Annotated in this window: 11 protein-coding genes and 1 pseudogene; 9 read left to right on the forward strand and 3 right to left on the reverse strand. The window is 57.9% G+C overall.

Annotation, left to right across the window (positions count from 1 at the left end):
* Positions 1–17: 17 nt before the first annotated feature.
* Complete coding sequence (locus HBO12_RS03380) at positions 18–1,427, reverse strand: hypothetical protein (RefSeq protein ID WP_262376886.1); 1,410 nt, start codon at positions 1,425–1,427, stop codon at positions 18–20.
* Positions 1,428–2,116: 689 nt separating this feature from the next.
* Complete coding sequence (locus HBO12_RS03385; RefSeq protein ID WP_169951539.1) at positions 2,117–3,139, reverse strand: zinc-dependent alcohol dehydrogenase family protein; 1,023 nt, start codon at positions 3,137–3,139, stop codon at positions 2,117–2,119.
* A gap of 247 nt (positions 3,140–3,386) precedes the next feature.
* Between HBO12_RS03385 and HBO12_RS03390 the strand changes: the two genes are divergently transcribed.
* Together HBO12_RS03390 and HBO12_RS03395 are read left to right on the forward strand one after the other, a co-directional pair.
* Positions 3,387–4,301: a LysR family transcriptional regulator gene (locus HBO12_RS03390; protein WP_262376887.1), complete on the forward strand. Its 915-nt coding sequence runs from the start codon at positions 3,387–3,389 to the stop codon at positions 4,299–4,301.
* Positions 4,302–4,500: 199 nt separating this feature from the next.
* Positions 4,501–5,190, forward strand: a pseudogene (locus tag HBO12_RS03395) (tyrosine-type recombinase/integrase); the annotation flags it as partial.
* Between the two features lie 181 nt (positions 5,191–5,371).
* Here HBO12_RS03395 and HBO12_RS03400 read toward each other — a convergent pair.
* On the reverse strand, positions 5,372–6,856 hold the full coding sequence (locus tag HBO12_RS03400; protein WP_170041441.1) for a DHA2 family efflux MFS transporter permease subunit: 1,485 nt from the start codon (positions 6,854–6,856) through the stop codon (positions 5,372–5,374).
* Positions 6,857–7,045: 189 nt separating this feature from the next.
* On the opposite strand from HBO12_RS03400, the gene HBO12_RS03405 reads away from it, so the two are divergent.
* From HBO12_RS03405 to HBO12_RS03435, 7 genes are all read left to right on the forward strand, one after another.
* Positions 7,046–7,678 carry a TetR/AcrR family transcriptional regulator gene (locus HBO12_RS03405; protein WP_169951535.1) on the forward strand — a complete coding sequence of 211 codons (633 nt, stop codon included), beginning with the start codon at positions 7,046–7,048 and terminating at the stop codon, positions 7,676–7,678.
* Between the two features lie 479 nt (positions 7,679–8,157).
* Positions 8,158–8,421, forward strand: coding sequence for a hypothetical protein (locus tag HBO12_RS03410; protein WP_170041442.1), 264 nt, complete (start codon positions 8,158–8,160; stop codon positions 8,419–8,421).
* Entirely contained in the window at positions 8,418–10,040 is a 1,623-nt protein-coding gene (locus HBO12_RS03415; RefSeq protein ID WP_170041443.1) for an AMP-binding protein, read from the forward strand. The genes HBO12_RS03410 and HBO12_RS03415 overlap by 4 nt, the downstream gene beginning before the upstream one ends.
* Positions 10,037–10,792, forward strand: coding sequence for a thioesterase II family protein (locus HBO12_RS03420; protein WP_170041444.1), 756 nt, complete (start codon positions 10,037–10,039; stop codon positions 10,790–10,792). Before HBO12_RS03415 ends, HBO12_RS03420 begins: the two co-directional genes overlap by 4 nt.
* Before the next feature lie 43 nt (positions 10,793–10,835).
* Entirely contained in the window at positions 10,836–11,864 is a 1,029-nt protein-coding gene (locus tag HBO12_RS03425) for a pyridoxal-phosphate dependent enzyme (RefSeq protein ID WP_169951527.1), read from the forward strand.
* A gap of 4 nt (positions 11,865–11,868) precedes the next feature.
* The gene (locus tag HBO12_RS03430; protein WP_169951525.1) at positions 11,869–12,444 is read left to right on the forward strand and encodes an allene oxide cyclase barrel-like domain-containing protein; all 576 of its coding nucleotides are present in this window, start codon (positions 11,869–11,871) and stop codon (positions 12,442–12,444) included.
* A 13-nt stretch (positions 12,445–12,457) separates the two neighbouring features.
* On the forward strand, positions 12,458–15,352 hold the full coding sequence (locus tag HBO12_RS03435) for a type I polyketide synthase (RefSeq protein ID WP_170041445.1): 2,895 nt from the start codon (positions 12,458–12,460) through the stop codon (positions 15,350–15,352).

Below are 15,352 nucleotides of genomic sequence, written 5' to 3' on the forward strand. Positions count from 1 at the left end.
CCGTCGCACACCCACCTTCAGCGTCCTGGCACGCCGTGCGGCCCTGTGACCGGCTCCTCGCTGTTGATGCAGGCGGCATTGGCCGCCAGATCGTTGCGGTACAAATGCTGCAACAACGCCAGCGGCAAACCGCTGGTATCGACAATCCAATGCTGGATCAATTCGGCCGACGCCTTGCCCTCCAGGGCTTTGTGCAGTTCGGGCAGCGCCACCAGCATGCCGGGGTGGCAGCGGCGCAAGAACGCTTCCAGCCGCTGGCCTTGTTGGATAAACGGTGAAAACAACAGGCAGACCAATTGGCTTTCTTCCAGGCCAAAAAACTCGCGCGCGTAAGTCGTCGCCAGCATGCGCCCGTCCGGAGTACCGGCTTGGGCAATCAGCAGTTCGGGGATTCTTTTGCGGCGCATAAAACCGATGGCCTGTTCGATAAACCCTCTGACGCCCTGCTGATAGTCAATGCCCAGCAACACTTCGGCGTGCAGGCCATGCATGTGCGCCATCATCAATGGGTTGGCGTAGGCCGGGGTGCTGAACTGAAAGGCAAACTCATCTTGCTTGTAACCCATGAAATCGTTGAGCAATGCGGTGCAGTCCAGCTCCCCGGTGCATAACAGGTCGGCGACGCCGATGTAGGCCAGGTGGCGATGCACTTCCTTGGAAGATGCATCCTGTGCCGCATAGTGCTCGCCATACACATCGCGGTAATAGCCAACGCTGCAATCGTCCATGCGAGTAAACAGGGCGGTGAGCGCCAGGGGCCGGCCAGAGTGACCTTTCATGCCCGCCGCACGGGTAGTCTTGACCAGCCACGCCAGGTATTGGTTTTGCTTGCGCGGCGAATCACTGCTGACCAGGGCGTGCACCCCACCGTCCCAGGCGGTAATGCGCCGATAGAAATCCCCCAGGGACAAGTAGCCATCGTTACACAGGCTGGTGCGAATATCCCCGCAACTCCTATGCCCGACCATCAACATATTGCGCCGGCCGATATCCTGCCCAGTTGTCGAAGCCGGACGCAGGTGGTTGAAGGGCAAGACCTCCTGGTTTTCCACCATCATCAGCTCGACCCGGGGGTCGTCATGGAAAAACAATGCGCTGTAGCCACGATGAATGCTGTCCAGCGCGGCTTGCGTCATTCCCGTATGCCGCAGGGTTGCGACGCGCAACTGGAAACTCCTCGGCGCCCGGCCGGCGATGGTCAATTGGGCGGCACGCAGGAAGGCCAATGCATAACTGCTGCCTCTGCCGCCCCCATGGGCGACCAATACTTTGTAGTCACCGATCTGTTCGATGCCGCCTGCCGCCACAATCAACCGCTGAATCAATAATTGAAGTGCAGTTCGCTCCGCTCGCGAGAAGTAGCCCTGTAAGCGTTGCAATACTTGCTGGTAAACATAATTCATGGCTTGTTCGTGAATAGCGCTCATAGCTTTACTACCTGAAGTTAACTGTCAGTTCCGGGCAAGCAGTTAGGCGTGCCTGTCCGTCCTGCGGTTTGCTTGGAGTTGGCGCCTGTTGCGACTAAGGCTGATAGCTAAATGTTAGCACCGCACAACAAAGCGCCAGTCGGAACATCCCTGCGAAGATGCCATCAGCTGTTGAAGAAAGCCCCTACACCGGCCTGCTGGCCAGCCTAGGAACGGTCTTACAGCTTCCTAGTGGAATTTAACTCAGACAATCAAGAATGGTCTGACATATACAGCGCAGGGAAACTACCGGATTTAGTTCGCACTCTATCTACCGACCAACATCCTTTGCCCGGCATACAAGGCGACTTACTAGTTACAGCGAACCGCTGTTGTGATTTGTTTTCTGCAATCATTGCTCAGTCCTTGAGATGAAAGTGACCGGGCAATTATCAGCGCTTGCTTGATGATTAAAAGATACAGACTCAGCGTAAAAACCAGTGCAGATCAACAGCTTGGCACTTGTTGCGGGGCCCACGCAAAACGCCGCGGCTCTGGGATTCAGGGCGGCGGCGGCTTAAAAGGCAGGTTTTACAGGGGGGAACCGGTGACAGTCCTGGTGCCAAGGGCGTAGGTACTGTCCTTTCAAATGGCGTATTTGCCCCATGGGCAGCGTAGGCGGAATGTCCGATTACGAACATTCCCACAGATCAAACGGCTTCAACCTGCAACGCCACCCGCTCGCGACATGGGCATTCGTCCATATAGCGGTGTGCATCGACAAATTCGCTGAAAGCAAATACCCGGGTCTTGAGGGGTATCAGCAGCCCGTCGGCAGTCAATTGGTTGATCTCACGTAGCGCCCGTTGCAGCGCAGCCTGGTCCTGGGCGATGCCCAGCTCCGGCTTGCCAGTGAAGTTGCCGATGCAGTGCACAAAGAACTGGATGTTCTTCTGGAACGCGGCGCAGGCCGGGAATGGCGTCTGGTTGCCGCCTTGCAGGCCATACAACACCAGGCTGCCACGTGGCGCGAGCACATCGCCCAGCAGCGACATCTGCGGGCCACCCAGGCCGTCGAACACCACATCCACGCCGCGCCCATCGGTGAACTTGTTGATTTGCATCAGCAAGTCCTGCTCTTCAGTGACGATGACCTTTTCGGCGCCCAGGGACAGCAGGTACTCGCGCTCGTCCGGTGATTTGGTGGCCGCGATCACCCGCACCCCCAGGGCCTTGCCCAATTGCACGAACGAAGGCCCGGCACAATGGCTGGCATCGGTGACCAGGGCGAACTGCCCAGGCTTGGCCCGCGCCAGGTCGATATAGGCAAAGTAGGCAATCAACAGTGGCGTGTAATGCACGCTGGCCTGCACCGGGCTCAATACGTCCGGGTAACGGGTCAGGGCCGAACGGGGCAGCACAATCAACTCGCCATATACCGGGTAATCATTGGGGCTTTCGGCCGGGAAGCTAGCGACCTTGTCGCCCACCGCCAGGTCCTCGACGCCCTCGCCCAACGCCACGACCACCCCGGCCATTTCATGACCAAGGCCCGAAGGCAGCCGGGCGTGGGACGACGCCAGGTTCTGGCGCCAGAGAATGTCGTACCAACTGATGCCAATCGCCTCGACACGCACCTGCACTTCGCCCGGTGCGGGCAACGTGGCTTCATGCTCTTCGCACTTGAGCACCTCGGCCGGACCAAACTTGTGAAAACGGATCGTGCGGGACATCGCAAACCTCGCCAAAGTAACCTCTAATGCCATGAACTTTATCTGGGCTTTCGGGGCAAGGCCACCGGTCGCCATTAATAGTCGTCATGTCTGTCATTGATTCCACCGCCTAGGAAAAAACACCAGGCAGCGTAGGAAATCTGAATTAGCCGGTGCAGAGTACCAGCCTTTCCCCGTAAGATTCACGCCGGCCATTGTTATCATGTGGCCGTTCACGTCAAGTTCGCTGAATCTGCCAGGACACAAGATGAACCGTAACGACCTGCGTCGTGTCGACCTGAACCTGTTGATCGTATTCGAAACCTTGATGCATGAGCGCAGTGTGACCCGCGCGGCCGAGAAATTGTTCCTCGGCCAGCCGGCCATCAGCGCTGCCTTGTCGCGCTTGCGCGGGCTGTTCGATGACCCGCTGTTTGTGCGGACCGGGCGCAGCATGGAGCCCACGGCCCGAGCAGTGGAGATTTTCGCCCTGCTGTCGCCGGCCCTGGATTCGATTTCCACCGCCGTCAGCCGCGCCGCCGAGTTCGACCCGGCCACCAGCACCGCAGTGTTTCGCATCGGCCTGTCGGACGACGTCGAGTTCGCCCTGCTGCCGCCACTGCTCAAGCGCCTGCGCGCCGAAGCGCCGGGCATCGTGCTGGTAATCCGTCGCGTCAACTACATCCTGATGCCGGGCCTGCTGGCCTCCGGGGAGATCTCCATTGGCGTCAGCTACACCGCCGACCTGCCGGCCAACGCCAAGCGCAAACTGCTGCGCCGCAGCCTGCCCAAACTGTTGCGCGCCGACAGCGTACCCGGCGCCCTGAGCCTGGACGACTTCTGCGCCCGCCCCCACGCCCTGGTCTCGTTTGCCGGCGATCTCAGCGGATTTATTGATGAAGAGCTGGAGAAACTTGACCGCAAACGCCATGTGGTGCTCGCGGTCCCGCAATTCAACGGCCTGGGCACCCTACTGGCCGGCACCGACATCCTGGCGACCGTCCCCGACTACACCGCCGAAGCCCTGACCGCCGCCGGCGGCCTGCGTGCCGAAGACCCGCCGTTGCCGGTGCGCAGCTTTGAACTGCACATGGCGTGGCGCGGCTCCCAGGATAATGATCCGGGGGAGCGGTGGTTGCGGTCGCGGATTCAGATGTTTTTCGGCGACCCCGATAGCCTGTGATGCAATTCCACTAAACTCCACAAAAGCGTTTTATAACAACGAGTTATTGATAATTTAAGTCTACTTCCGTCCGTCTAAATCCGATGGATTCCACGACTCATAGGGGCATAACTGGGGGCAAATTCCGGTTCCTTAAAAGGATGCCCCCAGCGATGCCCCAGATAATGCGGTTGTTTTCAAACGAAAACTCAGCGATGCCTTGATCCGCTTGCTGACCGAACCCGGCAAACACGCCGATGGCGAAGTCCCTGGGCTCTACTTGGCGGTAAGGGCGTCGAGCAAGGTCGGAAAATCCCCTTCCAAGGTTTGGCGATTGAAGTATCGCCTGCAAACCGCTTCTCCATCGGCGCATACCCCGACATTGGTCTCAAGGAGGCGCGCGACATTGCCCGCGGCGCACGCCACGATCATTACCGAGCTGCGCCGCCAGCGCACACTGGCGATGGCCCGGCGTGTGCGCACCATCATCCGCGCCGTCCTGGGGTTTGCTGAAGGGCGCGGCTGGATTGATCGCAACGTAGCGCTCAGCAACATTGAGGAATTGAAGATCCGCCATGTCGTCACCAGCAACCCGGCGAACGAACGGCCGGCCGATCTAGGCAGGTTTCTTCTACGCCTTGATGACTGCAACGACGGCAGCGTTGCCGCCGCAATGCGCCTGCTGGTCATGTTACCGGTCCGCCCAGGCGAACTGGTTCAGATGCGCTGGGAAGATGTCGACTGGGTGGGCGCCGATTGGCGTTATGTGGTGAGCAAGACCAAACACCTGGACAAAAGCAAACACATAGTGCCGTTGCCTGAGCAAGCCTTGGTTCTGTTACGCGAGCTACATAGAATCCGCGTGGTGGATGAAGAAGGCAAAGGCTGGGTGTTCGTCTCACCGGTTTACTTACCGAAAGACTTAACAGACATCTGAAGAGGCGCGGGAGCTGTGCAGGTTACTCAGATAAGTCTCGTTATCGCGAAAGTCAGCAGGGCAGATCCGGTACAAACTGAACACACGGCTTTCTGGCGTTTTGCGCAGGGGCGTTCGTAAGTTTCCGTTTCTAATAGCCCCCCGCTCCACGAGTTCAAGCATCCGCAGGCCTATGAGTAAAAAAGAAAAACAGCAGACCTGATATCGCCAGGCATGCCAGGCCTGCGCAGATCATGACGAGACCAAAGCCACCCGCCATCGCTGACCTGTAAAGATCGACAACCCAGGGCTGAGTCGACGGAAAAACATGGTCCACTATCGCTCGTCGAGCCAAATAAGCTCCATGACTTGGCCCACTGTCTTGTATTTCAACAGTAAGCCTATTGACCGCATAAACACTCATGGTGCTACCTAAAATAGCGATTCCCAAAGCCATTCCGGTCTGCCTCAAGGCGTTCATTGTCGCGGATGCAATGCCGGCACGTTCAGGCGGGACGCAGCCCATGACCATCATGCCGGTTGCGGGTACTGATAACCCTGTTCCAAAACCCAGTACGGCAAGGATCAATCCAATCCCGAGATAGGGAGTCCATGGATTGAAAACGACCATGGCGCACAAGGCCAGACCTATCAGCGCATAACCTGTGACCATCAGGAACTTCATCGAGAACCGCGCCACGAATCGCCCGAAAAACAAGGAGGCCAGTGCCATCATGACGAACTGCGGCATTAGTTTCCAACCAGTAATCTCCGGGCTGCTCCCCTGTACTTGCTGGAGAAAAAGGGACAAAAAGAAGAGGCTGCTGTAACTGGAGAAGCCGAGAATAAACGACGCCAGATTGGCCAGCACCAGCGGGCGACTACGGAATAATTTGATCGGAAACAGAGGCCGTTTGACGCGCAACTCAACCCATACGAATGCGATGAAGCCCACTGCGGCAGTAAGCAAAGGGATTAAAACCCTATCGGGCGAACTGCCATGTTCCCCGATTCCAATGAGGCCATAGCTGAGTGCCCCCAGCCATAGCATGCTAAGCGCCTGCCCTGCTGGATCGAACGCCGCGTGATCGAGATGCTTGCGCTCGGGAATACCATACGCACCCAGCACAGTTGCCAGAATGCCAAGCGGGACATTGACCAGGAAAATGCTCTGCCACCCGACACGCTCGACCAATATGCCCCCCACTAACGGCCCGCAAATCAACGCGAGTGCGCTAAAAGCGGACCACCCGCCAATCGCCCGCGCCCGCTGGCCGGGATCAGGGAATGCGTGAGCCAGAATCGGCATTGCCCCCGGTATAAGCATAGCGCCGGCAACGCCTTGGACAGCTCGCCCCCACAAAAGCATCGGCAGTTGGCTAGCCAGCGAGCAGATGACCGATCCAACCACAAAGAGCAAAACGCTACCAAGCCAAACCCGTTTGTGCCCATAGCGATCACCAAGAGGTCCGGCAGATAGCATCACCGCGGACAATGCGACTGCGTAGATGTTGACGACCCATTGAAGACCCGCCAAGTCAGTTTGTAACGCTGTCTGAAGGGTAGGCAGTGCGACGTTGACGATGCTGATGTCCAGCGTCGCGAGAAATGTTCCGAGATAGGCGGCAGCGACCAAGGCGTGAATTCGATATTTGCGCATCGGAGTCCAATTTACGTTAAGGAACTTACCTTGATCCTATCCACTGACTGACAGTCAGTCAATAAGAAGACTTCGCTTGATGGCGTCGCCAAGATACAATTGACCGACCGATAGTCAGGGCTGAAAGGCTCGTACAGATGCCTCTTCCTCTCCTAGCCAGTCAACTTTTATGCAGGGCCCCAAACAGCGATGAAATATAAGAAAAGCCAAGTCGAGCCACCCACCTCGAAAACGCCGCGAACCAAGCCTGCGCACATACGCCTTGATGAACTGATGGCCGCCGCAGAAACGCTGTTTTTAGCGCAGGGCGTCGAAGCCACTACCATTGACGGGATCGCCGAACTGGCGCAGGTAGCGAAGGGTACTTTTTATATTTACTTTTCTTCCAAAAATGAGTTGCTTGAAGCGATGGGGCAACGTTACACCGCGCAGTTCCTGCGTCGTCTTGAGGAAGAGGTGGATAAGTGCGCTCCCGGAGATTGGCTGGCGCGCCTGCGCACCTGGATCCATACAAACGTTATTGCCTATGTCGAAACGTATAGAACGCACGACATCGTTTACACAAACCACCATCACCACAATCGTAGCAATCAAGAAAAAAATGCCATCCTGGAACAGTTGCAAGACATTCTGCTGGGAGGCAATGAAGCAGGCACCTGGCGATTTGATCAGCCCCGAATCACGGCCTTGATAATCTATGCCGGCGTGCATGGGGTCACCGATGATGCGATCGCTAATGAGGGCACCGATTGTGAGCAATTTGCTCGTGATGTTACCTCCGTGTGCCTTCGCCTGATTAACGTGGCTGAGGAGTCCAACTGAAAGCCCGGCCGCTGATGTTGAAAATCAGTGGCAAGCGTTATCTCCAAAGCGGCACCTATCGACTCCGCTTTAACCACGGTGGCCGCCTCTTCCCTGACCTTGCGGAACGTTACGTGATCCTTTTATCGGCGTCAGTGGCGTTTTTCCGCCCAGGCGATTCAGCTTCGTCGCTGCGTCCGCCCCCATATCCAGCGTCAATTCGTTGTTCTCGTGCCCGTCGGGCGTTGCAGCGATCCGCGTTAACTCCAGTCCTCGCCGATTCGCTGTAATCGCGACCTACATTAACGCTCGTCCCAGGCTCAAGGCGCAGCACTTGCCTGCGTACCACTTCGCCTTCTTCGGTAGAACTCACAAAAGCCGCGGATCCTGTGTTGCCCCCTTCATTTCCTGCGACCCAAAAAAACTCATAAACGCCTTGTTGACTGACCGGCAGTCATGAGTTAATAATTCTCATTAAGGATTAATCTGGAGTTCAAGGAATGACGTCGACACAGGTAATTGTGCTGCTGAAGGAAATAGGGTTACCGCCCGAGCTGCTCGCGTCAGCCGCCGGTGACTGGAGGCTGCGCACTGATCTGGGCCTGAGCTCGGCGGAAACGCTGGAGCTACAACTGATGCTGGAGCAGTTGGGATGTGGCGGATTTTCGCTTTGGGATACGCATGACCATACCTTGCGAGAGCTTGAGCGACTGATCGAGTCAGCACACGCAACTGACGGCCCTCGTGCCGGGGGTACGAAATGAGTCCTCATCCTGCATCACTGAACGAACAGTTGGCCGTGGTCCTAAACAAGGGCGGAGATGCACCTGCTTTAATTGCCGATGGCGAAATTATTTCCTATGCGCAATTGAAGTCGCGAGTTGCCTCTACAGCCGCACGGCTGCGAGCCCTAGGCATCTCGAAAGGCGATCATGTCGCGTTTCAGTTACCCAACTGCGCCGATGCTGTCATCTTGATGCTTGCGACGCTGATAACCGGCGCGGCTCCAGTGCCACTCCTTCCCGCCTATCGCGAACAAGAATTGCGACACGTCCTGAAAATGGTCAGGCCTCGTGTCATGGCCATGACCAAAGGTAACCGTCGCTTCAGCGCAGTGGGTGTGGCCAGCACTGTCAGTCGTGAAGAAGGTTTGGACGTGGTGCTGGGCCTTATTGATGAGCCTGACAACGGCGACAATTCAGACTGGCTAGCGCTCAGGGAATTCTGCTCAGCGTCATGTGACAACGCGTCAGCGCATGAACTGCGCGCGACACAGATGGGTGCAGAAGATACAGCGATGATGCTGCTGTCGAGCGGGACGACAGGACTCCCGAAGCCCATCGCTAGAAAAAACGCAGGCTACAGCTACATGATCGCTGAAGCTTGCCGGGTATTCGAACTCAGTCACTCCTCCTCCTATCTGGCGGTGCTGCCCATATCTCACGGTTTTGTCATCAACTGCCCAGGCATTCTCGGCACCCTCCTTTGCGGGGGAACCGTGGTTCTGTCCCCGGACACGTCCGCGCAAACGGCTTTGAGACTGATCACAAACCATGAAGTAACACATTCGACGCTGGTTCCAGCATTACTGGCCCAGTGGCTTGATCGAGTGAATCAGCAAGGGATTGCACCTCTGACATTAAGGCACATTCAAGTCGGTGGGTCGCGCCTGCCTGCTGATCTCGCAGCCCTTGCTGAATCAAGGTTAGGGATGCGTATCCAGCAGTGCTACGGGATGAGCGAAGGGCTTCTTTGCTTCACCCGCGAGACTGATTCGGACAGCGTCCGATTCAACTCACAGGGCCGCCCGTTGTCCGAGCAAGATGAGGTCCTGATTGTGGACAGCGACGGCACGCCGGTCCCGCCTGGCCAATCGGGTGAATTAATCACCCGCGGCCCCTACACCATATCTTCGTATTTCAACAATCCGCTGGCGACTTCCCGCGCCTTCACGCAAGACGGGTATTACCGAACCGGCGACATGGCCCACCTTGATTCGGCGGGCAACGTCTATATCGATGGGCGATTGACCGACTCAATCAATCGCGGTGGAGAAAAATTCAGCCCGGAAGAGATTGAAGCGCTTACTAAACAGCACGCGAAGATCCAGGACGTCGCGGTGGTGGGTATATCCGACCAGCGCTTCGGCGAAGTGCCTTGCCTGTTTGCCGTAGTGCACGAAGGAGAACAGCTTTCGTTATCCGAAGTCCGACGGCACCTGGAGATTGTTGGTATAGCGCAATTCAAACTGCCGGAGAGGCTAGTCCTGATAGAGGCGATTCCGCGCAAAGGCATCGGCAAAATTGACCGCGCGTCTCTACGCGCTCAAATCTACGGCGAGCGCCAAAGCGAAGCACAAGCATCCGGGTCGGGTGAGCTATGAAGCTCATACAAGCCCAGGCCGAAGGTGCCATTAGATTTAGCTTCGCGGCCTCAGTGCCTGTGCGACATCAACTGGTTGTGTTCCCTCACGCTGGCGGTAGTTCCGAGTTCTATAGAGCGTGGCGAGACCACCTGCCTGCGGACGTGGACCTCGTAATAATGCAATACCCTCAACCAGGCACGAGCAACGCGACAGTGAACTGGAGCGACCCACACGCAGCTATCCAACGCTGCATGAGGGGGTTGGCCAGTCTTCTTGGCATCGCGCCCACCACACTCTTTGGGCACAGCATGGGCGCCTTGCTCGCACTGCATATAGCGTCCTCCCTGGCATCGTCGAGATTCAGGGTGGCTCAACTCATCCTGTCGTCTCAGATGGCACCGGTGTCGCTGCAGACAATCCTTCAATCACAGCAGGATGTCGACCAGCTTGCAGAGCGTGCGATGGGGCTTGGCGAAGTGCCCGAGTTGAGCACCTCCGCTGACACCGCTCAGACGGTTGTTGCTTCAGCTGTTCGTCAAGACCTGGCGCTTCTTCAAAAGCTTGCGAAGTTGCCGGTGGGTGACTTACCCACTACCCGCCTATTCGCGGGCGACAACGATCCGTTGATCGACAGAAAGCAGTTCTTCGAGTGGTCTCAATTGCTGCCCAAACATCCAGTGCTAGAGGTTTTTCCAGGCGGGCACTTCTACTTTCTCGGCAATGAGCCGTTGGTAGTGGACACCATCCTGGGCCCCTCTCGTACGGCGTGACCTCTACGTTCATTCAACCCAAACGCGTAATGGGAAATTTGTCATGGATTTCGACCTTTTCAATGCTCAATCAGCAGCTCCCAGCCCTGCCAAAGCGCTGGATATGTTTCCCCAACTCAGGGACTTCAGTGCGTCGCTGGGAAACACCCCGCTCGTGGAAGTGCCGGGGCCACAGAACGGAGGTCGAATCTTCGCCAAGCTGGAGTCGAAGAACCCTTCCGGGTCGATCAAGGATCGCGTGGCCTTCGGCTTGTTCTGTGATGCGATCAATGCTCACGACTTTGATCAGGGCCCGCTCAAGCTTCTTGATTCGTCGGGTGGCAACATGGCCAAGGCTTTAGCTCATTTGGGGCATCTATGCGGCCTGCCCGTGCACGTGGTGATACCCGACTCAGCGCCAGAGGTATTGCTTCAATCCTTGAGCGATAGCAACGCGATTGTCACGAAGGTGGACAGCAGCCATTTTCTGCTTGGCATCATCGCCCGCAGCCAGCAGATCGCCTGCACGGAGCCAGGCTGGACCTTGCTATCCCAGCATCTGAACTTGGTAAACACATCGGTGCATCAGTATCACACCGGCGCCGAGATCTGCCGTCAGCTCGACGGCCGACGCCCCGATGCCTGGGTAGCAGCCATCGGCACTGGAGGTACGCTTGCCGGCGTATACGCAGCGCTGGCGCAGCAAAACCAGGACCTGCGCGTCGTCGGGTGCACGCCTCGCGAACTGCCATTTGGCACGATGGAACCTCCAAACCGAACTGCCAGATTCGCAGGCGCAGGAGGATTTGGTTTCGGGTTCCGGCAACCGTTTGTCTCGTTGATTCCCTACGAAGTGCCGTTCCAGACCGTCTCACACGAGGAGTCTCTCAAAGCCATGTTCCGGTTCTTCGAGGAAACCGGCATCCCAATTGGCGGTTCGGCCGCGGCCAACTGGATCGTCGCGTGTAACGTCGCCTCTGAACTCGACAAGGAGGCCAGTGTAGTCACCATCTTCCCCGACGCCGGCAGCGACGCCGACCGCGAGCGGGGCCGGCAGTTGCTCGATAACGAGCGTCAAACGACAAGGAGCTAATGCTATGCCCATTAATGAACAAGACATGATGTCAAATCTGGTGAGCCTGGCCGATCTGGCCAGAGCTCAGTTGGACCTTCCCGACGGGCTCAACAAAGCCCGGCAGATTGTTGCAGAGCGCATAGGCACCGATCGCTTCGTCATGCTGCCACTGCTTGAACTCAGCGATATTCAGTTCAAGGCACAGGCTGACGACAGGCCCACTGTGGGCGATGTCAACTCGCATATTGATCGATGGATCGGGGATGACGGCGTCGAAATCGGCACCATCAGCGGCGAAGGTTGGAAGATCGCAAGCCTGGATAAAGACGTGATCTCCTATTATCGGGAAACCGCAGATACACGCTTGGGCAGAATCGAGACAGCGGGGGTCTGGAATTCATCCGCCATTTGGCAAGGGCGATGGCAATCATTGTTTGCCACCGGTGTCACCGGTGAGGTGACCGGGATGATTGGGGTACGGCAACTGTATCAAGAGGTCCCGCGCGAGCGCTATCGGGCCTTTGTATTGCTGATTCCGATCGAAGCGGCCGACGAAGCGATTCAGGGCCGGGTACGCCGCGGATACACGACTGATTGAATTCGGAGGTCGCATGTACGATCAGCACGTGGACCGCGACATTGCAGTCATTGGTATGGCTTGCAGGTTTCCTGGCGCCAACACCCTTGAGCAGTACTGGCACAACCTGGTGAACGGCGTCGAGTCGGTAATCGAACTCGGTGATACGCCTACCGATGCGCAGACCATGCCATTTGCCGCACCGTTGAATGACAACGTACTGTCATTCGATGCCACGTTTTTTGGCGTGGGTCATCGTGATGCAGCCTTGATGGACCCTCAGCACCGACTATTCCTCGAGTGCGCGTGGCATGCGCTCGAGCATAGCGGTATCAAGCCCGGGCAAATGCCCGACACCGGTTTGTTTGCCGGCTGCAGTAGCTCAGCCTACCTTGGCCACTTGCAAGCGTCCGACCTCATGGAAAAATTCCAGCCGTCAGGGTTCGAGCTGCAAATTACCAATGATAAGGACTACTTGGTCACGCGGGCGGCGTGGCACCTGGGCATAGAGGGGCCGGTACTCGGTGTGCAGGCAGCCTGCGCTACATCGCTCGTCGCCGTCGCAGAGGCCGTCGAGGCCTTACGCGCAGGGCGATGTCGAGTAGCGCTGGCCGGTGGATGCACGTTGCGGTTTCCGCAACGTGCACCTTACCGGACTCAGCGAGGCATGATCTACGCACAGAATGGCCACTGCATGCCTTTCTCCAGCAAAGCGACAGGGACGGTGTTTGGCAGCGGTGTCGCGCTAGTGGTTCTGAAACCGTTATCCCTGGCGCTCGCTGAGGGGCAACGCGTGTTAGCCGTAATCAAAGGCTGCGCCGTCAACAACGATGGCGCCCGCAAGGTGGGTTTCACCACCACCAGCGTCGACGGACAACGACGCGTGATCAGCGCGGCCATGCTCGATGCCCATCTCACGCCCATGGACATGCGGGCGATGGAGGCGCACGGGACCGGGACAATTGCCGGTGATCCCATTGAGTTCAACGCATTGAACGACCTGTTTGCAATGCCCGGGAAAGGACACAACTCCTGCGCACTTGGCTCAGTGAAGGCCAACGTAGGGCACCTGGAAACATGCGCGGGCATGGCAGGGCTGATCAAGGCCGTGCTCCAGATCCAGCATGGTTTCGTAGCGCCACAGATCCACATGGACGAGGTAAACCCTTCGATAGCATTGGATGCCAGCCCGTTTTATTTTCCCGCAATCGCTGAGCCGTGGCATACAACGGATAGTCGCAGTGCCATTGGGGTCAGTGCTTTTGGAATCGGCGGGACAAATGCGCACGTAGTGCTGGCGCGTTCGCCACAAGCTCTCGATGAGACGACGACCGCCGCGACCGATTTTCCTTCAGTCATTCCCGTAACCGGGCAAAGCGAGGCTGCCTGCCATAGGTTGATACGGGCCTACCGCGCAGAACTCGCCGGGCTCCCCGCGGACCGCACGGCGTGGAGCGCCCAAACCACGCGTCGAGCGCTCAGGTATCGCGCAACCTTGTGTGCGGACAAGGACGGCGCACTGCAGGTCGCTGACCCGGTACGCGATACCGGCCGCCGCAAGCCGGACATCGTTTTCCAGTTCCCGGGCCAGGGCAGTCAGTTCCTCGGCATGGCCACCGGCCTGGCCAAGTCGAACCGACATTTCGCAAGTGATCTTCATGCCTTGGTACGTCTGCTGCGAGAACAAGCGGATGTCGATGTCTCCTTCCTGCTGGATGGAAATGCTGACACCGCCCTGACCGATACCGCGACGGCACAGCCCGCGCTCGTTGCAGTTCAAATCGCGATGGCCCGGTTCCTCATTCGGCACGGCGTCGTACCTGACGCAATCGTCGGTCACAGCGTGGGCGAAATAGCAGGCGCCTGCATCGCCGGAATGCTGACCGCCGAAGAAGCACTGCTGTTCGCTGCTCGACGGGGCAAGTTGATGTCTGAATTGCCAGCTGGCTCCATGCTCGCCGTCTCCATGAGTGAGCAAGCCTGCCGGGATTGGCTCGCGGACGACGTTTCGCTAGCCGCCGTCAACGCCACAGAGGCCTGCGTTCTCTCCGGTACCAAGGCCGCGATCGAGCGCATACAGCGCTCATTGACCAGCCTCGGCATACGTTGCCGTGGTTTGACGGTATCCCATGGGTTTCACTCGTCCATGATGGCCCCCATCCTGGACGAACTGGCAGCCGCCGCGCCGACCTCCAAGGCGGCGCCTTCGGATATTCGCTTCCACTCGACCCTGCACGGCACAACATTCGACTCGTCAGACCGCCTCGACGGAGCTTACTGGGCGCGGCACGCGCGTGAGCCGGTGAGATACCTGGAGGCGCTTACGTCCATTGCGGTTCGTGAAGGGACGCTATTTGTCGAAGTGGGCCCCGGCACGACCTTGACGGCCTTGACAATGGCGCTGCGGCCGCGAGACACCGCGATTCGCACGATGCGTGGCGAGCGAGACAAATCGCCAGAGCATGAGGTGTGGCATACCGCGCTTCAGAAAATCTGGATGGCCGGTGTGGACATTGACTGGCGCCCGTCGTGGAACCTGCCAGCCAGAACCATCCCGTTAACGCCCTACCCCTTCGACCGACAACGTCACGGCGTGACGCTTGAGACGCAGGGCAGCACACCTCGTACGGCCGAACCCGCACAGCAGCCTGAGTCGCGAAGGTACAACAGCGTTGCACAGGCCGCTGCCGCACTTTGGGAGAAGGTCACCGGGACGCCTCCATCCAGCCAGTATCAGTTGTTCAGTGACGATGGCGGGGATTCCTTGGCGGCGTTCCAACTGGTTGCATTTGCAGACTCCGAACTCGGGGTCGTGTTGAACGTATCTGACTTCCTGGCTGATCCCACACCGTCGGGCCTATGTACATGCCTGACGGATGCCGGCGCCGCTAACAGCATTCACACTCATCCTAAAGAAGGGAACGCATAG

This window comes from Pseudomonas sp. WS 5059 (assembly GCF_012985525.1).
Classification (GTDB): domain Bacteria; phylum Pseudomonadota; class Gammaproteobacteria; order Pseudomonadales; family Pseudomonadaceae; genus Aquipseudomonas.

Bases quoted from the DNA above. Each gene is read 5' to 3' on its own strand.
- HBO12_RS03380 (WP_262376886.1), bottom strand. From the start codon at position 1,427: ATGAGCGCTATTCACGAACAAGCCATGAATTATGTTTACCAGCAAGTA.
- HBO12_RS03385 (WP_169951539.1), bottom strand. From the start codon at position 3,139: ATGTCCCGCACGATCCGTTTTCACAAGTTTGGTCCGGCCGAGGTGCTC.
- HBO12_RS03390 (WP_262376887.1), top strand. From the start codon at position 3,387: ATGAACCGTAACGACCTGCGTCGTGTCGACCTGAACCTGTTGATCGTA.
- HBO12_RS03400 (WP_170041441.1), bottom strand. From the start codon at position 6,856: ATGCGCAAATATCGAATTCACGCCTTGGTCGCTGCCGCCTATCTCGGA.
- HBO12_RS03405 (WP_169951535.1), top strand. From the start codon at position 7,046: ATGAAATATAAGAAAAGCCAAGTCGAGCCACCCACCTCGAAAACGCCG.
- HBO12_RS03410 (WP_170041442.1), top strand. From the start codon at position 8,158: ATGACGTCGACACAGGTAATTGTGCTGCTGAAGGAAATAGGGTTACCG.
- HBO12_RS03415 (WP_170041443.1), top strand. From the start codon at position 8,418: ATGAGTCCTCATCCTGCATCACTGAACGAACAGTTGGCCGTGGTCCTA.
- HBO12_RS03420 (WP_170041444.1), top strand. From the start codon at position 10,037: ATGAAGCTCATACAAGCCCAGGCCGAAGGTGCCATTAGATTTAGCTTC.
- HBO12_RS03425 (WP_169951527.1), top strand. From the start codon at position 10,836: ATGGATTTCGACCTTTTCAATGCTCAATCAGCAGCTCCCAGCCCTGCC.
- HBO12_RS03430 (WP_169951525.1), top strand. From the start codon at position 11,869: ATGCCCATTAATGAACAAGACATGATGTCAAATCTGGTGAGCCTGGCC.
- HBO12_RS03435 (WP_170041445.1), top strand. From the start codon at position 12,458: ATGTACGATCAGCACGTGGACCGCGACATTGCAGTCATTGGTATGGCT.